Genomic DNA, 19,831 nt, shown 5'->3' with positions numbered 1-19,831 from the left:
CGGTCCGGCGATTGGAGTCGATCGGCTACCGTCAGGGCCGATTTGCGATGTCGCGTTACCTGCTGTTGACGTGGCGGCGTATCTTGCCTCCCATCCAACTTATCGCCGAGATCGCGCCGCCAAGATCGAGGCGGAAGGTCTTCCTGCGAGCGCGGAGCAGGCATAGCCGATCCGATCGGGATCGGCGCATCGCAACGACCCAACGGTGTGGTGGAGAAAATTGGATTCGGGAGAGCTCGTATCCAAGAGGCGGAGTTCCGGCCCGAATACAATCCGCTCGCAAGCACCCACGATGCGCATCCGCAGTTTATTGTCTGGGAGATGGGCTGGATTGCTCGGCGGCGCTGGCGCTAAGGCGGGGCTGTCGCCGGACAATTAGCATTCACTGCCAACAGCCTTGCAACCGTCACCAGTTGCAAGGCTCGGCGGCGGGTCGACAAATCACATGAAATCGTCGTCGGACCCGCTATCGCTGCTGTCGCTGTCCTCGGTTTTGTGGAGATAGAGTGGAGGTTTGCCTGCACGCTGCCACTCACCGGCACTGTTCTTCGTCCATTTGTCGGGATGCTGCGTAGGGTCAAGCACCAGGTCGCCATGATCCACTTCAACAAACCCCATCGTCTGCGCGCGCGCTTGTGCTTCCGGATTAGCCGCACGCCAATTCAGCAACGGTCGGTCGCCGTCTATCCGAAGTTGATGCTCCAGCAGAATATCGCCCGCATTTTCGACGAGCGGATGGGCGACTTGAAGATCCACTATGGAAGTGACCTCAGTTCGACCAGGAAATTGTTCCCGCCAACTTTCCGATTCGAACTCGTTCATGCTGAATCCGCCTTCCATTCTCAGCAGTCCGGCACTCCGGTCTCCCAATTGGTAACTGAAATATCGCGCGTGCTCCGTATCTCGACGGATGCCATATTGCTGAGCAACGTCCGCGGTGCGCCTGGCTCGTGACGATACGAACTCCGAATACTCTTGAGGATTGTCGGCGATGTGCGTGATTTCATCACCATGAAATTGCCTCACCTGTCTCCTGAAGGAAGTCCTGTTGATCTCCACCACAGGAGGTCGGGAATTGAGGGAGTATGCTTGGGGAGCCGCCGATGATGAGGCGCCGCTACCTTCCGATCCGGATAAGTGCATTCGGGCAAATGTGTCCGCGAACCCTTCGCTTCCTGCATCCGATTGCTCGCCGGCATTATGCGCGCGGTAACTATCGGATGAGCCACCAATTCGACCATACATGACGATTCGTACTCCTATGTTTCGCAACCGAGCTCAAGTTAGCACGGCTGTTCAACATAGGGCGCTTAGTTGACGACTAGCTGACGAGGGCATTCCAACGGCTGCACCAATCAAATCCGCACTGCCGGCCTCAAAACCTCGGACTGCGCCACGCACCGGCCAGCAGAGGCTGCAAGGTCATGCCCGGAGGACTTGCCGTAGTTGCTGGGTGGCAGATCCGAGGGGAGTGATTGCCCCAGGCCCGCGGTTGCGCGGTTGGCCTGGCAGAGACACTGGGGCACGGATGGCCAGCCGACATTTGCCACTAGCATGGAGCCAGGTCAGTTTTGAACTGGGCAGTCGTGGACTTCCAATGACTAGGCCAAGCCTGCGGCAAAGAATGCTTTCGCGACAGGCTGGAAATATTGCATAGGAACCGCGTGGCCGAGTTTTGTAGTGCTTATCAGCTGACGCGCTAAGACATGGTCATGGACGATCGTCAGGCGTAGTGCCCGCGCCTCACTCAACACATGTGAAACGCGCTCACCTTCGGCACGGCAAACTAAGAACGGCACCCCGGTTTCACCGCGAACGTAACGCAGACCGATCAGGACCGCCCTTCCTGTTAAGACCAGCGTGGCGCGATGCACGCCAAGCGCAGGCTCGTCGGCCGCCTCCTCGCGGATGCGACGCTGTTCACCTTTCAACTCTGGCGCTCCTTGCTGATCCTTCGACTCGCGCGTCACTTCGGTATTGGTCATGCGCATTTCGCGCAGATACAACGCGCGCTGGAGCAGGAGATCGATCAGTCCGCCGACCAGCAGTGCGCCGGCGCCAATTCCCATCAGCAATTTTGTCTCCATAAAGATGAGGCCAACACAGCCCATGCCGCAGATCGGCAGAGGGACCATTGTCTTCCACATCCCGAGAAGGACAATGGAAAAGGTTGCGCTGAGAACCAATACCTTGAACATGGTCTTGCAGACTTCGACCATGGAACGAGCAGACCCCAAGCGCTTCAGCCCTTCAAAGGGGTCAATTTTCTTAAAGCTGAGCTTCATCGGCTCCAGAGAGAAGACAAATCCACCATTGGCTAGCAGGCTGGCCAAAATCACCGCGGCGACGAGGGTTCCAAGCAGCGGGCCAACAGCCGCGACGGTGAGTTGGACGAGCACAACCAATGCCTGCGGCACCGCGGTATCGAAAGGTAGGCTCTGCAACTTGGTGGCTAATAGGAGCGCTTCCCGGCATTTGTCCTCGATCACGCTGCCTCTTAGCCAAAGGTAGCCGAGCCCAGCGCAAGTCCCGACCGCGCGGACGAAATCGGAGCTACGTGGCAGCTGTCCTTTTTTGCGCGCTTCACTTAACTTCTTCGGGCTGGCGGCGTGTGTCTTCTCTTCACTTGTGTCGCTCATGGCAGCAATTTGTCGAACCACTCCAGCACGCCGTTGGCACGTGTGACCTCCAGTTTCATGCTCTCCACCAGATAGGCAGCGTAGGTGACCATGAGAACTGGAAAGACAATGTTCTTGATTGCCGGAGACAGTTGGCTCGCCTTAAATTGCGGGGCAAAGCGACGCAGCAGCATCATCGATATATCAATCAGTATCAGGAAGAACACGACAGGCCCCGATACCAATAATGCCGTGCGCATTATGCTGTCGAGAAGCCCCAACAACTCCATTGCTCCTGGCCCGCTCAGTGTCGGGTGAAACTGATACACCGGCCAAATCAAGTAGCTGCGGTACAGGACACTGATCAAAGTTTCCAGGCCTCCTGATCCGACGAATATGGCAATCGCAGTGATCCCCAGAAAAACGCCCATCGCGGAAGCCTGACTGTTCGTCGCGGGATCGGCCGAAGCGGTCGGGCTGCTGATGCCGCGTTGGTTGTCGATAAGCTCCCCGGCAGCCTGAAGGCCCCAAAGCGGAATGCCAAGAAAAGTGCCAAGGAGTACACCGACAAAAACTTCCTTGAATCCGAGCAGGGTTAGCTGGATCAGGCGTGTATCAGAATCCAGCGCCGGCAATCCGCCGCTGACGTGTGCCAGGCATGGTAGTGCGAAGCCAACAGCCAAACAGCCCCGGATCAGCCCACTGATCTGCGAGCGTGTGAATACGGGAAAGATCAGCATGATGCCCATCGCGCGGGCTGCCCCAAGACCTGCCGCAACGACGAGTTCGAGAGCCGTCTGGATCAGAATTTGAATATCGGCCGATAGCGCGTCCATGGGGAGGACTAGTAGCTAAGTGTCATTGCGGGAAACTCGGTGAAGATCTGATCGGCTAGCTCTATGAGCGGGGCGCTTAGCACAGGAGCAAACAGCCCAATCACCGCGACAACGACCAGAAGCTTCACGGTGAGCGGCAAGCTTTCATCCTGGATCTGCGTCGCCGCCTGGAGGATGCCGATAACGAGGCCGACAACCACTGATGCAATGAGCGGCGGTAGAATCCAGATCATGAAAACCACCAGTGATTGGCTCATAAGAGTAATGATGCTGGATTCAGTGATGATCAGCCTCCCGGTAACGTATAACTCAGCACAAGCCCATGCATCAATTTTGACCAACCATCAATGGCAACAAACAAAAAGATCTTGAACGGGACAGATATAACAGTTGGTGAGACCATCGACATACCCATTGCCATCAAGATAGTTGTCACTATCAGATCTATAACAATAAAAGGCAGATAAAGTAGAAATCCCATCTCAAATCCGCGCTTCAATTCTGATAGCAAGAAAGATGGTACAAGTATTGCAAAGTCATCAGGCGTGGCTGCAGCGTGCATTTCCTCTGGCCAGACCTTTTCTGTCGAAGATAGGAAAAATCGCCGCTGCTCTTCATTTGTGAATTTCTTGAGATGCTCGCGCAAGGGCTCACTTCCGGCTTTAGCGGCGCTTACCCAGTCGTCGAATGTCTGATAGTGGAGCTTGGGATCCGACATGCGGTCATAGGTCTGCTCAGCAACGGGCGCACTAACGAACATAGTGAGGATCATCGCCGCGGCGTACAGCACCACATTGGGTGGTATGGTCTGGGTCCCGAGCGCATTGCGGACGAGGAAAAGAACAATTGATACCTTTACAAAGGCCGTTGTCGTGGCAACTGCTAAAACCAGCAGACCGAGTCCGGCGGTAACCGCAAGAAGCGCCAGGATTGTCGGCTGAGCTTCACTCATTGCATGCAAACCCGCCACGGAGCCTGATGCCCAGCTCTTCTCCGATGCGGACAATGTCGCCACGCCCGATACGCTGACCATTGGCCACTATGTCGACCGGGCCGTCGATCGGCCATCCAAGTTCAAAAATATGCCCTTCGCCGGCACTTCTTAATTCCCCAAGAGAAATAGGCCAGCGGCCGCATTCAAAGACAAGCACGATCTCGACATCGTCGAGATCCTTAGTAAGCTCCAGTTGCGATCCGGGTTGTGTCATATGCGCACTCTCCAAAGGACACGGTCGCGGGCGGAAAGGCCCCCGCAAGATTAATTCATCGCCGTCAAGATCCGCCTCGGCGCACAACTGGCCGACAGCTAGGGTGATCTGGCCGCGGCCGAACGGCGCAATATCGGGCAACAATGCATCACCGACACATGCGCTTCGAAGAAGCGCCGCAGGAAGGCGAAGCGTGCCGACCTCTCCTGCAACAATGAGCGGGAGCTCTGGAGGCAGCCCGCCCAGCTGCCGCGGCAACTGGGCAAGCAGTTCGCCTAGCGCGCGAAACGCAGGCGGTACTAAGCCGTCAAGAGGCGTGAACAGGAATAGACGGCCCTTGCCCTTGACCGCGCCGAAAATGATGTCGAGTTCAAGATGAGGAGCCAGCATCGTGGCTTCGCATACCCGCACGAGTTGCACGTTCAGACGCGTCGTCTCCTCCAGTCGAGTGACAAGCGGCTCCAGAGCGAGTTCGAGAATTAGCGAAGCAGTTGGCTCGGAAGGGAAGGCCAAGCCGTTCTGCACTGTCGTGATGAACTCCTCTACGAGCGGGCGCGACAGTGACAAGATGACCGTTTCGGCTCCCACTCTCCAGACGCAGTCAAGCATCGGAATGGCAGCAGGTTCCTGCTGCCAGACAAGCCCTGCCGTTCGCACCGATAGCGGCACCTCGTTGATCCGGCTTTGAAACGGCGTGCGCGGCGCTCCTGTATCATTGAGCCACGAGACAACCGTGCGGGACAGTTTCAGAACTGGTTCGAACATGGCGGGTGTGACCGCAGCGCCTATCAAAGACTGCACGGTCGTGTCATTCGGACGACCTCTTGCGACCGTCGGATCCGGTTGCGCGGCATTTAGGCAAGCGACCCCCTCGCATATTTCAGCAGTATCTCATCGTCGGCCTCGATCTCGGCTGCGGCCTCCGAATGAGTCTCGACGGCGCGCCGCACGTCGTCCTCGATTTGTTGCCATTTGTCCCTTGCCGCCGAACATATGACCCATAGCTCCCTCGTCCTGGACGCCGCCATCTCAGCCTCCTCTTGAGCGATTTGGGTATCATCAAGCATCTGCCGTCTGGAATTGATCTCAGCGGCAAGCTGTTCAGTGTGAAGGCGGTGACGGTCGAGCGCTGCGCTAGACAAGTTGTCGAGTGACATCAGATGCTGATAGAGCGCTGCTTCTTTTCTTGAACAATGTTGCTGTATCATTGCAAGCTCCCTAGAGGCATTTTGTACGGCTGAGGCGGCCACATCGCGCTGGGCTTCCTTCTTGGACAGCTCGCCAAGGGCACGACGCTCTTGCATTTCCTTCAGAAGCCGTAACCTCGAAGACTGAACCCAGTTCACGCGGTCAGACGCGACATCCATGCGACCGTCTCCTCGAAATCTGACGCGTCATCTTCGCTCTGGCGCAGAAACTCCCTCAGTTCGTCGATTGACGCGACGGCCCGGTCAGTCAGGGGATCTCCACCTGGCTTGTATTCGCCAACATTGATCAAGAACTCGGTCTCGGCATAGCGCGATAGGAGCTCGCGGAAAATGGATGCTGCCTTGCGATGTGTCCCCGAAACGACTGCATCCATGACGCGGCTGCGACTCTGCAGCACATCAATAGCGGGGAAATGCGATCGCGCCGCAATAGCGCGTGAGAGGATGACATGGCCATCGAGAATACCACGCGATTCCTCGGCGATTGGATCACCCGTGCCATCACCCTCTACAAGCACCGTATAGAAGGCCGTGATTGAGCCCCGCTCACCCATGCCGGCGCGCTCGAGCAGGCCTGGCAGCATGCCAAAAACGGAAGGAGGAAAGCCCCGTCGCGTCGGCGGCTCACCCGCAGCAAGGCCTATTTCGCGCATAGCGCGGCAGAAGCGCGTCAGCGAATCCAGCATGAGAGCAACGCGTAGGCCCTGATCGCGAAAATATTCCGCGAGCGCAGTCGCCATTGGAGCGCATTGCGCACGCTCCACCGCCGAGCGGTCGGAGGTTTCAACCACGACGACCGTACGGAGAAGGCCCTCTTCACCAAGATTCCTTTCGATGAATTCACGAACTTCCCGTCCACGTTCGCCTATGAGCGCCACTATGACGACGTCAGCGGCGGCACCCTTTACGATCTGTGACAACAGCGTCGACTTGCCACCACCTGGCTCGCCATAAATCCCGATCCGCTGGCCCTCGCCGCACGTCAGCAGACCATCGAGGACACGGACCCCAAGCGGGAATGGCCGCTCAATCATGCGCCTCGTCATCGGATTGGGGGCTCTGCCATGCAGGGGCCGAGTTTCGACGGTCTTGATTTCGCCTTTGCCGTCCAATGGGCGGCAACGACTGTCGATCACGCGACCGAGCAAATCGCCGCCGACGGGCACCTCACGCATTCGGCCAGTGGCCACGACCTCTGCGCGGCTGGATAGGCCCACCAAGTCCCCGATCGGTGTCAGCAATACACCATCACCCGACAGGCCGATCACCTCGGCCTCGAGCGACAGCCCGGTTCGCGGGTCCTCTAGGAGGCAAAGTTCCCCAATACGAGTATCTGGCAAGACGGCATGAACCAGTGTGCCGATAGCCCGCGTGATCCGACCGCGCACCGCACGCGTGTCAATTCGCTTGGCCGCAGCCCTCAAAGACGAGATTGCTGGAACGAGAGCTCGAGTGTCGGCGTCAGCGTTATGTTCTGGGACGGGCTTTCTCATAGCTCGCCTTTTTCACATAGCGTCCCGAAACCAAGGCGCAGCGCGCGCATCTGGGCGTCAAGTCCCAGGTCGACATTGCCGTACTCGCTCCACAGCACGCACCGTTGCGGCGACAACGTCGGGTCGGGCTCGATCCGCACCCTTGGTCGACCATCCTGGCCGTCGCATCGAGCAAACTCTCGTGCAAGCATGTCGACTTGCATGGGAGAAACATGAAGGCAAACTTCGGCGCCGCTGTATTGACACTCTATGGCGTGACGAACAGCCCTCACCAGTAGCTCGCCCGGATCGAAAGCGCCGATAAGATCGCTCAATATTTCCATCACGAGCTGCGGCAATTCCTGCTCCAGAGCCGCCTTTCGTCGCGCGATTTCGGAGATTGTCTCCGCAATCAGCCCTGCCATCTCCTCGGTGCCTGCATTCGAGCCCTCCATGTGGCCGCGCACCCACGCCCGCTGGTAAACGGCGCGTGCCCAGTTTCGAACGCGCTGCCGATGCCGTTCTGCCGCGGCAAGCGCTTGCGCGGCGCTGTGCCAGGTTTCGAGCTCGCTCGCGGGTATCAGTGGTCCGATTGGACGCATCTGCGGCGCTATTGGCCCCTCGGAAAGTTCGGCTGTCATTTCACCGGGGTCTCTGTCTCAAAATGAGCTAGTACAAGTGAAAGCAATTGGCCGGCGGCGGTCCAATGCTCAGGTGCTGGAGTCTCCGCGGCAGTCCCCTCGGGCAACCGAAGAAGCACGCGGTTACGCTCGGTCGCTGAACTGTCCTGGAGCCAAGCCCCAAGACATGCATGTCCATCGTATTCGATTTGCTGAGCGAGTTTTTCTGGGTCCGCGATCAGTCTGTTCTCAACGGCATGCAGCAGGTGTCGGATTCCGAATGCGTGTGCATCCACGCCGATGCGTTTAACAAGGATGGCAAGCTCAGGCTGAGAGACAAACGCGACCAGCGAACGGGCATGCCAGATACTACCAGCAAGAAGGGCAGCTCGATATGGATCGTGCCCGCGTAGAAGGTCCGGCCTGCAGCCGATGTGGTTCAGATCCACGTCATCGTTGCCCAGCAATTCTGCCAGCCTTGGATGCAGTCTGGAACACTTCTGCAACTTCACTAACGTTTCTGCCGATAACGCTGGATCAAGACGCGCCGCTAGACGGGTCGGATGGGCCGAAGCCGCAAGCTCGCTCGCGCCCGGAAAACGCAATTGGTGCGGACCATCAGGTCGGGCGGTCTGTATAGGCATTGGCAATGAGATGTCACCCACGTCCAATTGCAGGCATTCTTTTGCGAATGGCCTCGACAGCAGAAGCATCCCGGCGCCCCTCGACCTTGGAAACGCCGGTTGATTGCTTGCGCCGACGCGTAGCAACGCTGCCCAAGAGATAACAGGCCACTGCGAATACGGCTGCGGCAAAACCTGTCACGGTCGCCAGAATTGGCGCAGGAAGAGGTGTTGATGCTTGTGGCAAAACAGCAGTCGGATCGGGCCGTTGCTCGTGTGCGGACCGTTCTACCGGCACCAAAACCACTTCCACCTTATCGTAGGACAAGCCTTCGATGCTGTCGGCTACCAGCATCTTTATCTTTGGCAGCAGAGCCGCGACATTTGTTTTGGCGTCGTGCCTGATAAACACCGCGGCCGAGGATGGCGTGGCGCCGGCTCGCACAAGGTCGTTATGCGGCAGCACGACGTGAACACGTACAGAAAAAACGCCATCGATATCGCTGATCGTCCGCGACAACTCTTCGCTCAGGGCATACACGTAACGGGCACGCTCCTCGGTCGGCGAGGCAATCAGGCCTGATCCTTGGAATATCTCACCGAGGTTCTTGAAGGATTGGCGCGGCAACCCCTTGGCGTTCAGAAGGTTGATTGAGAAGGCGAGCAGCTTTTCGTCAACCTGGATCGTGCTGGTTCCATCCTTGGCGACCACCCGGATCGCGGCGACCCCGTTGTCTTCAAGAAGTGCGAGCATTTCATTTGCCTCACGCTCTTGCAATTGCGTGTAGAGGTCGGCTTTGCAAGCAGTGAGGGCGACGAGAACTGGCAGCATGACAAGTCTAACCGACCGCCACCCTGACAGGCCACGCATGATTTCGCCCTCGGCCAAGCCAATCATGCGCGCGGTTCAGCCTTCCTTCAAAAGTTTATTCACGGATGATGTGACGCCGCTGACGCCTTTGGAGATAAGCGCCACCTGGGTGACGCCGTTGTAAACATCCCGAAGACCAGCCATCATCATTTCGAAGTCTTGCCCTTGTTGAGGAATGCCCGAGATTCCGGTTCCCGCCTCACCTGGGACGGGAAGCTTCTGCGCCGGTCCCGGTAGAGCGCCCTTCGAAAGGGCTATGTCATGGTCGAGCGCGGGGAAGGAAACAGTATTGTGTGGATATAGGGAGGAAATCGTCTGCAACACGCGATCGCCCATGCCGCTCGTCGGCGCAGCCGCGCGCTGAACATCCATCGCCGCAGCAACTGGCGCCGCACTCGCTGGCCCCGCGGCGGCATCGTTTTTCAGCGAGTCGGCTGCATGCCCTAAGGCGCGCTCAAACTGGGCCTGCTCGACAATCGACGGTGATCCGACCCTGGGGAGGCCAGCCGTTAGAGTGGCAGAGATCGACGTGACAGGCATCATCATGTAAGGACTCGGTTGCTCTCTCTGACCGGGCGAGCCCCGCCCATTCATCACCCGGTGTCGGCGCAACACTCCTAGGGGGGCAAGCTGACAACAAGCTGACTAACGGCGGCGTCATTTCGACAATCTAAAATCTCTTCGGCAATTTAGTCACTTGTGATGATTTCAGCGTTTGGTTTATCAGTGCGACATGCCGAGAACGCTTATCCAACCCGTCACCCTGCATGTTTTGAGACTTCTTTGTGCCGGGTTTTTTCTGTCCACCGGGATTCAACCGGCGCACGCAGTCCCGCTGTCCCTTCCGGCGACACCCTATAGATACACGGTTCTGGATCAGGAACTCGCTGCAGCGTTGCAGGAATTCGGCAACAACCTGAATATCAGGGTCAACATCAGTCCTGCGGTGAAGGGGCGAATTCGCGGACGTATGCCTGATTTGCCACCGCGCGCGTTCCTCGACCGCTTGACGAACCTTTACGGTCTCCAATGGTACTATGACGGCCTTGTACTCTATGTGTCTGCTGCACAAGAATCGCAAACTCGAATGCTTTTGATGACGTCGATTCGCTTCGATGCGTTCAAGGGGGCTCTCGACAAGCTTGATATCTCCGACGAGCGCTATGTGGTCAAACCCGTGCCAGGCAATGGCCTCGTCTTCGTTTCCGGTCCACCGCGCTTCGTCGCACTCGTGGAGCAGACCTTTAACGGCTTGGTGGCGGAGGCGCAGGCGCAGACTCACATAGCGGCCACGCCAAAGGAATCAGTGCTGATCTTGTTTCGTGGCTCCTCCACTACGGTCGTTCGCGACGGACGACCGGATGCTTCTTATTCTTCTGACATCCCACAACAGGATAGCGTTGGCGGGAAGCCTGAGCTGGGCAAGAAATGAACATTGAGGATTTCCCGCAGCTCTGAAGAACATGACTGCGGCTACCCCTTTGTGAACTCTTCGCAAACTCGTCAGTTTCTCGAAAGCTAATCCGCTCATGATGAGTCCCGGCAGCTCTCGCGGTGACTCCGGCCATTGTGTTGGACCGAACCTTGGAGCCGGCCCGGAACACAGCAATTGAAGGCAGGGCAGGCGCATTCGTGACCTGCCGACGCTTGGAATTGTCGAATTTTGTGAAACGCAAGGGATCTTCTGTCGGGGTCTCTTGTGGGGATTTCAACGTCACGTCTGAGGATGCATAATGTCGGCCAGCAATCTTTCAACTTTCTACCGCTCAAATTCGCTACAGTCCGCAAGGGGTTGGCCGGGCCTGAAAGTTTCCCATTTTGCGACCCAGCATCAGCAAAGTGCATCGTGCTTCGAAGCGATGCTGTCCACTTGTGTGCTGGCAGACAAGCCCGGCTCTTTCGCGCAAGGGGATCTGCCAGCGTCGAATCTTGATTCGACAATGGATAACTTGCGGCAGGACCCTTTGGGCCATCTGGCACCGGATGTCGAATTGACATTGAAGGGCTTGGAGCAACACCCACTGGATCTGCTGCCGCCAAATATGAGGGCGGCTCTCAAGGAGGACCAATCGCAACGCTCCAAGGCGACTGAAGCCCAACATCTGCTCCGCGTCACCCCGAAGATCGAGCCGGCTCCCAGGCCGAGCCCCGGAATCACGTGGAACGGTGGGTCGCTGACCACGGCTGAGTTGCAGATTGTTGCGGTACTCAACCGTCACAAGGACCAATGCCCGCTTACTTGGAAGTCGTTGACCGACAAAGCCAATGATCCCTCTACGCCACCGGATCTGAAAGCGGCGATCCAGGGACTGCAGCAGGATTCGGGACTTTTTTATGCGATTGGCTCGCAGGGCGACGGCCGCTGTGGAGGCAAGATCAACGCCAAGGACTTGGCCGGATTTTCAAACCACCACCCACAAGTTGCTGCATTTCAGGAAGCCCAAGCGCGAAGCTACGAGCAGAACTACATACCATCCGACGGCAGCGGAGGTTTGCAGCCTTCGGTCATGACCTTGAGCGATGCCTTGCGGGAGTTTTACCGGTACTCCGAAAATCTGTCCAAGGACCTGAGTCTGGATGAGTTCAAGAAAATGGTCGGCGGCGAATCGAAAAACGGCAAATTTCCGCCCCAGGTCATTGCGGCGGCGCAATATTTCCTCGATCACCCCGATGCTTGGAACCAGTTGTGCGGTGGCTCGAAAGGGAAGATGCACAAAGAGGATTTCCTGCAAGTCGCCTCATCGTCGATGAGCCTCACGCAAACTAAGCTGAATACGGTCGAGATGATCAAGGACCATCAGGACACGTTCTTTGGAAGCGGTGTTCTGACTCGCGACAAACTGGCGAAAATGAAAGACGACAAGAGCCTTGATCCGAAAGTGCGGGAAGCAGCCTCTCAGCTCCTTTCAGATCCTCTTCTGTTTGGCCTCCTGAACAATTCGATCACGGGCTATAAGACCCATCATAAATTCTTCGACTTTGGCGGCGGGCATACGGTTGATTCCGGCAATATCAGCAAAAAAGACTTTGCCCATTTTTGCACAAACATGTCGTCTGCGAACCGCAACGTTCAGCAGCCAATCACCCACGGCGCCCAAACCGCAGAAGAGCAGAATGCCGTCGCGGACATGAAGATGGGCCTGATGGACCAGCCTGACATTAAGTCAGCCAAAAAGAACGGCGGGGCCGTCATGCACGTCGTCGACTCCGTGCTCAAAATCGAGACGAAAGTGCTCGACTTGGCGGCAACGGCGGTGGGACTGCTCAGCTTCATTCCGGGCCTCGGACAAGTAGCCGATCTTGCCTCGATGGTTCTCGAGGCTGAGTCGCAAGCAGCCAATCTCCTGCGTACGGCCATTAACGGAGGCGATATGAAGCGAGCGCTGGAGGAAGCTGGCCTCAATATGGCCGCGCAGGCGATCGGCCTTATCGCAGGCCCCGAGGTCAAGCTGGCCATTCGAAATGGGCTCGTAAAGCACCTGATGGAAGAGGCCTTGGCGGCAGGCATTGATCTTTCGGTCTCGACGGCGCAGGACTACGCAGAAGGCTATGTGAATAACCTCAAAGCGCGCCTTGCAGGCGGCCCTGAGCAAAGCCTAGGCCTTCCGAGCATGCCATCATTCCAGAGTGTGGCAAGCAATGTGCCCTTCGTCGGCATTGCCTTATCCTAGCCGTCGCCTTGCGCGGAAGCTTTGGCTCGCGCGCTGACATAAGGGTCATTGTGGCACAAGCAGGGGTTCATCCGCATCAACGCAGCGGTGTTCCTGACGCCATCTGGATCGGACTGTGAGGGGGATGTCCGAAGTCTGTGAAGGCTTCGGTATATGACGACTTCAGAGTTACGCTGAGCCCAGCCATCTCGAGCCGGTGCGCCGGGTCGAGGTTTTCACGGGCGCCGGCCGGCAGCGGGAATGGTCTCCGGAAGGCACGGCGCGGATGGTGGCGGAGCGGCGCAGCCGAAGGAACGGCTGTCGCGCGCCCAGGGCGGCCTCCCGAACAGCAGACGATGATCTCCTGCCTTGGGCCTATATCCTTGTGCCCACGCTCAAGGCAGTCGGCTGAAAACAGCGCTGATTTAAAACAGCATTATCCTGCACTGCACCCTCGATCCTTGCGCTCACCGATCGCTCGTCGACACGCACGCGGTCAAGTCGTTATCGGCGCTATGCCGATGGGCTTCGAGAGCAAGGTGGACGCTGAGCGGTGCGTCAGCCTCAGGGCGCGGCTGGCCAGCTTTGGGTCTCACGCTCTATGACGGCAACACCCGGCTGATCAACTTGGCCTGTTCGCGGGCTCCCGGCAGCGGCGCGGAAGCCACGGTCCGCCTTCCTCGGCTTCAGGCCAAAGATACCGCAGCATGCTCCAGAGCTATGTCTGCCGCCTCCGCCCCATCGTCGCTGGTCATGTGGAAAGGACAAGCAGGCTACGCACCCCATAATCCCGTCGGGCAGGATTCGACAGTCGACGGCGAGACATTCGCCAAACCTCACCCTTGATTCTCAGCAACGTTAAAAAAAATTCACATAATGTTCGTGAGTGTAGTCTCCTGTCAGGTGGTACATTAGCCCCAATATCTGGCGTCTTAGTCGTAGAAAGGACTGTGATCCATCTTCCATTAGCATCCATACCAGCGGATTTACAGCAAATGACGAGAGAGGTCTCATGCGGATTGATGGGGATAGAAGGGCTAGCGGCTTGCTGCATCCCGTCCGGGTTGATGCCAACCAATGTTGACACTGGTAAATCGCCTAAGGACGGCAGCGCATCTTGATCGCCTTCGAATCCTGGGCCTTTGCGCGCATGCGGATCTAACCGTCGGCGAGCTGGCCGATATTACCAGTCTGCCTCGCGAGCAGGTTCGACGCCACGTTCGGCGGCTGGGCAGAGCCAACTTTCTTTGCTGCAACGAACAACGTCCGCAGTCTTCGTACCATATGCAAGCAGGAGGCAAGGATGGCGGGCTGGCTCAATTGGTGGTCGATCTCCTGCCCCACGATGATGGCCATCATAAAAGAGACCTACAACGCCTGGAAGCAATACAAGACGCGCGGTTGAAGGGACCGCCTGCTTGATCGTGAAATAGATCAGTCCAAATGGAGCGCGACTACCATGGATAACTCCGCCGGCGGCGCCATCGCGCAGCCCGACACTTACGGGCGGCCTCACTTAGCCGCCGTCGACTCCCGCGTTCACGAACTGCTTCTAAGACAGGAGCGTCAGGAGCGGACAACTCTCAAACTGATCGCCTCCGAGAACTTTGCCTCCTCGGCGGTGTTGGAAGCGACCGGGTCGATTTTCACCAACAAGTATGCCGAGGGATACCCCGGTGCGCGCTACTACGCCGGAAACGAGATCGTCGATGAGCTTGAGACCCTCGCGATCGAGCGCCTGAAAGCGCTATTTGGCAGTGAACACGCCAACGTCCAGCCTTATTCAGGCTCGCCAGCCAACCAGGCTGTCTATCGCGCGCTTTTGAGCCCCCGTGACAAAGTCATGGGCTTGCCTTTACCCGAAGGCGGCCATCTGACTCACGGTTGGTCCGTCAATTTTTCCGGCAGCGATTATCAGCGCGTCCCGTACAGGCTGCACGAAAAGACACAGCAAATTGACTATGACCACTTGCGCGAGACCGCCAAGCGGGAACGCCCGAAGCTAATTTGGGTCGGCGGAACTGCTTATCCGCGTATTTTTGACTACGCGGCAATGGCCGAAATTGCTTCGGAGGTGAACTCGTATCTGGTGGCTGACATCGCCCACATCTGCGGCCTGGTTGTCGCAGGAGTGCATCCGAACCCCGTGTCCCATTGCGATGTGGTCACCAGCACCTCTCACAAGTCGATCCGCGGTCCCCGGGGTGGCTTCATTTTATCAAGGAATGAAGACCGTTATCAGCCCCTCCATCATCCGAAGAGCAAACACAATCTGCGCCGTGTTCCCTCTTCTGCAAGGCGGACCGCATATGAATACTATCGCCGCGCTTGCCGTCGCTTTGCAGGAAGCAGCGAACTCGTCCTTTCGTGTCTACGGTCAGCAGATCGTCCACAACGCCAAGGCTCTGGCCCAGGCGCTTCTGGAGCGAGGTTATGAACTCGTCACTGGGGGCACTGACAATCACATGCTGATCCTTGATCTTCGGGACCGGCCGCTGTCAGGCAAAGCCTATGCGGAGCGCTTATCGCGTGCAGGCATCATTGCGAATTTCAATATGGTCCCGGGCGACCGGCGGCATCCGGCGCTGACAAGCGGCATCCGCTTAGGGACACCAGCGGTGACGTCCATGGGCATGCGCGAAACGGAGATGGTGCAGATCGCCGCTTTCATCGACTCGGTCTGCCGCCAGCCCGATGACCAGGAAGTTCATGCGAGCGTACGAAGAGACGTTGCCGACTTCTGCACTGCGTTCGATGTTCCCGGCATCCGCGACCGATAAGCCACCCCAATCCAGAAACTCCTCACTAACTCCAGCACTTGAAGCGAGGGCATTTTTATGACCAGGCAGTTCGTGTTCTCTTCCGAATCCGTCGGCGCGGGACACCCCGACAAGATGGCAGACAACATCTCCGATGCCATTCTCGATGCGGTCCTGCGCACCGATCCGAAGGCGCGCGTCGCCTGTGAAGTGTTGGTGAAGACGGGGATGGTCGTTGTGGCTGGCGAGATCACCAGCCATGCCCACATCGATTACAGCCAAGTCGCCCGCGATACGATACTCGATATTGGCTACGACGATGATGCGATTGGCTTTGATGGTCGACGTTGCGCCGTCGTTCTGGCCCTCACCGAGCAGTCGCCCGACATAAGCCAGGGCGTTGATGAAGGACGAGGGCAGGATCTCGGGCAAGGGGCAGGGGATCAGGGCATCATGTTTGGATTCGCATGCAACGAGACGGATACATTGATGCCCCTGCCGATCCAACTCGCTCACCATTTGACGAAAAGACAGGCCCAGGTCCGGAAAGCGGGACAGCTTGGCTGGCTGCGTCCGGACGTGAAATCTCAAGTGTCGGTACGCTACGAAGGGCTCCGCCCGGTGGCGCTGGATACCATAGTCCTGTCAACGCAGCATGACGAAGCGGTCTCACAAGCCACGGTCCGCGAAGGCGTCATTGAGGAGATCATAAAACCGGTCCTGCCGGCCCACCTGGATACTTCGGGGATCAGATTTCTGGTCAACCCAACAGGGCGGTTCGTGGTCGGTGGGCCTGCCGGCGACTGCGGCCTCACAGGACGGAAGATCATCGTCGATTCCTACGGTGGGACCGGGCGTCACGGCGGCGGTGCCTTTTCGGGCAAGGACCCATCCAAGGTTGACCGCTCGGCGGCCTATGCCGCCCGGTATGTCGCGAAGAACATCGTTGCCAGCGGCCTTGCAGAGGTCTGCGAGGTTCAGCTTGCCTACGCGATCGGCGTGGCCAGTCCGGTTTCTGTCATGGTCAATACCTTCGGAACCGCAAGGATCGAGGAAAAAAGGATCGAGCGCCTTGTTCTCGAGGTTTTCAATCTCCGACCGAAAGGCATCATCAAGATGCTTGATCTCTTACGGCCGATATACCGCAAGACGGCGACATACGGACACTTCGGGCGTGAAGAGCCTGAGTTCACTTGGGAGAAGACGGACAAAGCTGACGATTTGCTGCGTGAAGCCGGACCGGCAGCTGCGTGAGGGCGGCTGGATCAAGCGCATGCGGCAACCCATTTCAACTCGCGAGACCACGCCCGGCCGGCGTGGCAAGAAGCCGGCTCGGGTTTTGGCGGAGATTTTGATGCCGGATTATGACGTGCTTTGCATCGGCAATGCCATTGTCGACATCATCGCCCAGTGCGACGAGGAATTCCTCGAGACCAACGGCATCATCAAGGGCGCGATGAACCTCATCGACACACAACGCGCCGAACTGCTCTACAGCCGCATGGGTCCGGCGATCGAAGCGTCCGGCGGCAGCGCCGGCAACACGGCGGCCGGCGTCGCCAGCTTTGGCGGCCGCGCGGCCTTCTTCGGCAAGGTCTCCAACGATGCGCTGGGCGAAATCTACGCCCACGACATCCATGCGCAGGGCGTCGCCTTCGGCACCACGCCGCTCAAGGGTGAGCCGCCGACGGCGCGCTCGATGATCTTCGTCACGCCCGACGGCGAGCGCTCGATGAACACCTATCTCGGCGCCTGCGTCGAGCTTGGCCCTGAGGATGTCGAAGCCGACAAGGCGTCCGGCGCCAAGGTCACCTATTTCGAAGGCTATCTGTGGGACCCGCCGCGCGCCAAGGAGGCAATCCGCCAGACGGCGAAGCTGGCGCACGCGGCAGGCCGAGAAGTGTCGATGACGCTATCGGATTCGTTCTGCGTCGACCGCTACCGCGACGAATTCCTCGACCTGATGCGCTCGGGCACGGTCGACATCGTCTTTGCCAACAGCCACGAGATCAAGTCGCTCTACCAGACATCGTCGTTCGACGAGGCGCTGGCCCAGATCCGCAAGGATTGCCGGATCGCCGCCGTCACCCGCTCGGAAAAAGGCTCGGTGATCGTGCGCGGCGACGAGACCGTGGTGATCAAGGCGACCGCCATCAAGGAACTGGTCGACACGACGGGCGCCGGCGATCTCTATGCCGCCGGCTTCCTGCATGGCTACACGCAAGGCCGCGACCTGCAGACTTGCGGCGACCTTGGCTCACTGGCAGCCGGATTGGTGATCCAGCAGATCGGCCCCAGGCCCCGTCAGAATTTGCGCCGCGAGGCCGAGCAGGCGGGGCTGACCATTCCGGACGTTCAAACGAGTTAGTGGCCTACCTTCCCGTTGTGCAGGCTATCTCGCCAGAAGCGCAATCACGGAATAGGGAAATCCTGATGTCGAACATGATGAAGGCGCTTGTGAAGGCCAAGGCCGAACCGGGCATCTGGATGGAAGAGGTGCCGGTGCCGGAAATCGGCCCCAACGACGTGCTGATCAAGATCAAGAAGACGGCGATCTGCGGCACCGACGTGCACATCTACAATTGGGACCAGTGGGCGCAGAAGACGGTGCCGGTGCCGATGGTGACGGGCCATGAATTCGTCGGCACCGTTGCCGATTTCGGCGCAGCGGTCACCGAATACAAGGTCGGCCAGCGTGTATTGGGCGAAGGCCACATCGTCTGCGGCCATTGCCGCAACTGTCGCGCCGGGCGAGGGCATCTGTGCCGCAACACACTCGGCGTCGGCGTCAACCGTCCAGGCGCCTTCGGCGAGTATCTGGCGATCCCGCAGCACAATGTCGTGCCGATCCCCGACGATGTGCCCGATGAGATTGCCGCGATCTTCGATCCCTTGGGCAATGCCGTCCACACCGCATTGTCCTTCGATCTGGTCGGCGAGGACGTGCTGGTGACTGGCGCCGGGCCGATCGGCATCATGGGCGCGCTCGTCGCCCAATGCGTCGGCGCGCGCAAAGTGGTCATCACTGACATCAACCCGGTGCGGCTGGCGCTAGCCAAGAAACTCGGCGTCCAGCATGTCGTCGACGCCTCGAAGGAGAAGCTGCGCGACGTCATGCCGGTGCTCGGCATGACCGAGGGGTTCGACGTCGGGCTCGAAATGTCAGGCGCCGCCCCCGCTTTCCGCGACATGATCGACACCATGAACAATGGCGGCAAGATCGCCATTCTGGGCATCGCGCCGACCGGCTTCGAGATCGACTGGAACAAGGTCATCTTCAAGATGCTGCATCTCAAAGGCATCTACGGCCGCGAGATGTTCGAAACCTGGTACAAGATGATCGCGCTTGTGCAGGGTCCGCTGGATGTCTCCGGCCTGATCACCCACCGCATCGGCATCGACGATTTTCAGATCGGTTTCGATGCGATGAAGAGCGGCAGTTCCGGCAAGGTGGTGATGGACTGGTAGGGATTGCCTTGGCCGCTATTCAGGAAAAGCTGACGACAGCACCTCTGGTCCGCCGGACATTTTCCAACTAGGGGAACATGGCTGGGTGGAGAGCTATGGCTCCGCTACGTGCGCTCGCTAATCATACACGGCGACGTATCGCGGCCCACCCGGTGACGGTCGATGGGGCAATTCGCTTCAGTCGATGACGGAAACCCGGTGAACCGATGCTGAGGCCCCGACGCGATCGTCTATTTCCTATGATCTGCGATTGAGGTCGAGGTGTTGCCGCTTTCAGCGGGTAAAATGCGATAGACGACTTCCGGTACCCTTCCGGTCAGCGAAAAGGAAGGCAACGAGCCGCATTGCCTCAAGCAAAATGTTACCAATAGTGTCCTGTTCCAAAGGGGATGGACAGGTCGTGCCATTCCGGTTCGGGGGAAGGATGGCGCGGCTCAGCATGGCGACACGGTGAAGCGGCGATCGTGGAGCTTTATTGCGGCGTTGACAAGCGGCGCA

At 58.3% G+C, this 19,831-nt stretch carries 18 protein-coding genes and 1 pseudogene; 7 read left to right on the top strand and 12 right to left on the bottom strand.

The annotated features are described in order from the left end of the window. Positions 1-441: 441 nt before the first annotated feature. The 9 genes from EN861_RS08410 to sctL form a co-directional block, all read right to left on the bottom strand. Positions 442-1,245, bottom strand: coding sequence for a hypothetical protein (locus tag EN861_RS08410; RefSeq protein ID WP_024505378.1), 804 nt, complete (start codon positions 1,243-1,245; stop codon positions 442-444). Between the two features lie 356 nt (positions 1,246-1,601). After that, on the bottom strand, positions 1,602-2,639 hold the full coding sequence (locus EN861_RS08405; RefSeq protein WP_029354843.1) for an EscU/YscU/HrcU family type III secretion system export apparatus switch protein: 1,038 nt from the start codon (positions 2,637-2,639) through the stop codon (positions 1,602-1,604). Continuing rightward, positions 2,636-3,454 (bottom strand): type III secretion system export apparatus subunit SctT, encoded by an 819-nt coding sequence (gene sctT / locus EN861_RS08400; RefSeq protein WP_126105038.1) that lies wholly within the window; start codon positions 3,452-3,454, stop codon positions 2,636-2,638. Before sctT ends, EN861_RS08405 begins: the two co-directional genes overlap by 4 nt. Before the next feature lie 8 nt (positions 3,455-3,462). Beyond that, the gene (locus tag EN861_RS08395; protein ID WP_024505375.1) at positions 3,463-3,738 is read right to left on the bottom strand and encodes an EscS/YscS/HrcS family type III secretion system export apparatus protein; all 276 of its coding nucleotides are present in this window, start codon (positions 3,736-3,738) and stop codon (positions 3,463-3,465) included. 2 nt (positions 3,739-3,740) lie between these two features. Continuing rightward, entirely contained in the window at positions 3,741-4,406 is a 666-nt protein-coding gene (sctR, locus tag EN861_RS08390) for a type III secretion system export apparatus subunit SctR (RefSeq protein WP_095486053.1), read from the bottom strand. Next, a complete protein-coding gene (gene sctQ, locus EN861_RS08385) occupies positions 4,399-5,427 on the bottom strand; it encodes a type III secretion system cytoplasmic ring protein SctQ (RefSeq protein WP_126105039.1) in 1,029 nt (342 codons plus the stop codon). Before sctQ ends, sctR begins: the two co-directional genes overlap by 8 nt. Positions 5,428-5,516: 89 nt before the next feature. Continuing rightward, entirely contained in the window at positions 5,517-6,029 is a 513-nt protein-coding gene (locus EN861_RS08380; RefSeq protein WP_095486055.1) for a hypothetical protein, read from the bottom strand. Further along, positions 6,005-7,363: a type III secretion system ATPase SctN gene (gene sctN, locus EN861_RS08375; protein ID WP_024505372.1), complete on the bottom strand. Its 1,359-nt coding sequence runs from the start codon at positions 7,361-7,363 to the stop codon at positions 6,005-6,007. Before sctN ends, EN861_RS08380 begins: the two co-directional genes overlap by 25 nt. After that, on the bottom strand, positions 7,360-7,983 hold the full coding sequence (gene sctL, locus EN861_RS08370) for a type III secretion system stator protein SctL (RefSeq protein WP_091595841.1): 624 nt from the start codon (positions 7,981-7,983) through the stop codon (positions 7,360-7,362). Before sctL ends, sctN begins: the two co-directional genes overlap by 4 nt. Positions 7,984-8,153: 170 nt before the next feature. On the opposite strand from sctL, the gene EN861_RS36620 reads away from it, so the two are divergent. Beyond that, positions 8,154-8,375 (top strand): hypothetical protein, encoded by a 222-nt coding sequence (locus EN861_RS36620; protein WP_029354860.1) that lies wholly within the window; start codon positions 8,154-8,156, stop codon positions 8,373-8,375. A 244-nt stretch (positions 8,376-8,619) separates the two neighbouring features. On the opposite strand, the gene sctJ is transcribed toward EN861_RS36620, so the two are convergent. Both sctJ and EN861_RS08355 read right to left on the bottom strand, forming a co-directional pair. Beyond that, positions 8,620-9,456 carry a type III secretion inner membrane ring lipoprotein SctJ gene (gene sctJ / locus EN861_RS08360; protein ID WP_280953371.1) on the bottom strand — a complete coding sequence of 279 codons (837 nt, stop codon included), beginning with the start codon at positions 9,454-9,456 and terminating at the stop codon, positions 8,620-8,622. Between the two features lie 36 nt (positions 9,457-9,492). Beyond that, on the bottom strand, positions 9,493-10,002 hold the full coding sequence (locus EN861_RS08355; protein WP_095486057.1) for a nodulation protein NolB: 510 nt from the start codon (positions 10,000-10,002) through the stop codon (positions 9,493-9,495). A 187-nt stretch (positions 10,003-10,189) separates the two neighbouring features. On the opposite strand from EN861_RS08355, the gene EN861_RS08350 reads away from it, so the two are divergent. Next, a complete protein-coding gene (locus EN861_RS08350) occupies positions 10,190-10,888 on the top strand; it encodes a secretin N-terminal domain-containing protein (RefSeq protein ID WP_095486058.1) in 699 nt (232 codons plus the stop codon). 301 nt (positions 10,889-11,189) lie between these two features. Beyond that, positions 11,190-13,127 carry an HrpF/NolX family T3SS translocon protein gene (locus EN861_RS08345; RefSeq protein WP_135928187.1) on the top strand — a complete coding sequence of 646 codons (1,938 nt, stop codon included), beginning with the start codon at positions 11,190-11,192 and terminating at the stop codon, positions 13,125-13,127. Positions 13,128-14,264: 1,137 nt separating this feature from the next. On the opposite strand, the gene EN861_RS35325 is transcribed toward EN861_RS08345, so the two are convergent. After that, positions 14,265-14,465, bottom strand: a complete 201-nt coding sequence (locus EN861_RS35325; protein ID WP_024505365.1) for a hypothetical protein — start codon at positions 14,463-14,465, stop codon at positions 14,265-14,267. 100 nt (positions 14,466-14,565) lie between these two features. Between EN861_RS35325 and glyA the strand changes: the two are divergent. The 4 genes and pseudogenes from glyA to tdh all read left to right on the top strand — a co-directional run bounded on the left by glyA (position 14,566) and on the right by tdh (position 19,333). After that, positions 14,566-15,886: pseudogene (gene glyA, locus EN861_RS08330) on the top strand (serine hydroxymethyltransferase). A 57-nt stretch (positions 15,887-15,943) separates the two neighbouring features. Then, positions 15,944-17,119: a methionine adenosyltransferase gene (metK, locus tag EN861_RS08325; RefSeq protein WP_128314533.1), complete on the top strand. Its 1,176-nt coding sequence runs from the start codon at positions 15,944-15,946 to the stop codon at positions 17,117-17,119. A 100-nt stretch (positions 17,120-17,219) separates the two neighbouring features. Next, entirely contained in the window at positions 17,220-18,233 is a 1,014-nt protein-coding gene (locus tag EN861_RS08320) for an adenosine kinase (RefSeq protein WP_126063919.1), read from the top strand. Positions 18,234-18,298: 65 nt separating this feature from the next. Continuing rightward, the gene (gene tdh / locus EN861_RS08315) at positions 18,299-19,333 is read left to right on the top strand and encodes an L-threonine 3-dehydrogenase (RefSeq protein WP_126063920.1); all 1,035 of its coding nucleotides are present in this window, start codon (positions 18,299-18,301) and stop codon (positions 19,331-19,333) included. Positions 19,334-19,831: the final 498 nt, after the last annotated feature.

It is taken from the genome of Mesorhizobium sp. M8A.F.Ca.ET.218.01.1.1, from assembly GCF_004791165.1.
Lineage (GTDB): Bacteria > Pseudomonadota > Alphaproteobacteria > Rhizobiales > Rhizobiaceae > Mesorhizobium.
The sequence above is the reverse complement of the archived record's forward strand: the minus strand, read 5'-3'. Positions and strand labels throughout refer to the sequence as shown.

Excerpts from the sequence above, each read along its gene's own strand:
- EN861_RS08410 (WP_024505378.1), bottom strand. The coding sequence starts at position 1,245 with ATGTATGGTCGAATTGGTGGCTCATCCGATAGTTACCGCGCGCATAAT.
- EN861_RS08405 (WP_029354843.1), bottom strand. The coding sequence starts at position 2,639 with ATGAGCGACACAAGTGAAGAGAAGACACACGCCGCCAGCCCGAAGAAG.
- sctT (WP_126105038.1), bottom strand. The coding sequence starts at position 3,454 with ATGGACGCGCTATCGGCCGATATTCAAATTCTGATCCAGACGGCTCTC.
- sctR (WP_095486053.1), bottom strand. The coding sequence starts at position 4,406 with ATGAGTGAAGCTCAGCCGACAATCCTGGCGCTTCTTGCGGTTACCGCC.
- sctQ (WP_126105039.1), bottom strand. The coding sequence starts at position 5,427 with ATGTTCGAACCAGTTCTGAAACTGTCCCGCACGGTTGTCTCGTGGCTC.
- EN861_RS08380 (WP_095486055.1), bottom strand. The coding sequence starts at position 6,029 with ATGGATGTCGCGTCTGACCGCGTGAACTGGGTTCAGTCTTCGAGGTTA.
- sctN (WP_024505372.1), bottom strand. The coding sequence starts at position 7,363 with ATGAGAAAGCCCGTCCCAGAACATAACGCTGACGCCGACACTCGAGCT.
- sctL (WP_091595841.1), bottom strand. The coding sequence starts at position 7,983 with ATGACAGCCGAACTTTCCGAGGGGCCAATAGCGCCGCAGATGCGTCCA.
- EN861_RS36620 (WP_029354860.1), top strand. The coding sequence starts at position 8,154 with ATGTCCATCGTATTCGATTTGCTGAGCGAGTTTTTCTGGGTCCGCGAT.
- sctJ (WP_280953371.1), bottom strand. The coding sequence starts at position 9,456 with ATGCGTGGCCTGTCAGGGTGGCGGTCGGTTAGACTTGTCATGCTGCCA.
- EN861_RS08355 (WP_095486057.1), bottom strand. The coding sequence starts at position 10,002 with ATGATGATGCCTGTCACGTCGATCTCTGCCACTCTAACGGCTGGCCTC.
- EN861_RS08350 (WP_095486058.1), top strand. The coding sequence starts at position 10,190 with ATGCCGAGAACGCTTATCCAACCCGTCACCCTGCATGTTTTGAGACTT.
- EN861_RS08345 (WP_135928187.1), top strand. The coding sequence starts at position 11,190 with ATGTCGGCCAGCAATCTTTCAACTTTCTACCGCTCAAATTCGCTACAG.
- EN861_RS35325 (WP_024505365.1), bottom strand. The coding sequence starts at position 14,465 with ATGATGGCCATCATCGTGGGGCAGGAGATCGACCACCAATTGAGCCAG.
- metK (WP_128314533.1), top strand. The coding sequence starts at position 15,944 with ATGACCAGGCAGTTCGTGTTCTCTTCCGAATCCGTCGGCGCGGGACAC.
- EN861_RS08320 (WP_126063919.1), top strand. The coding sequence starts at position 17,220 with ATGCCGGATTATGACGTGCTTTGCATCGGCAATGCCATTGTCGACATC.
- tdh (WP_126063920.1), top strand. The coding sequence starts at position 18,299 with ATGTCGAACATGATGAAGGCGCTTGTGAAGGCCAAGGCCGAACCGGGC.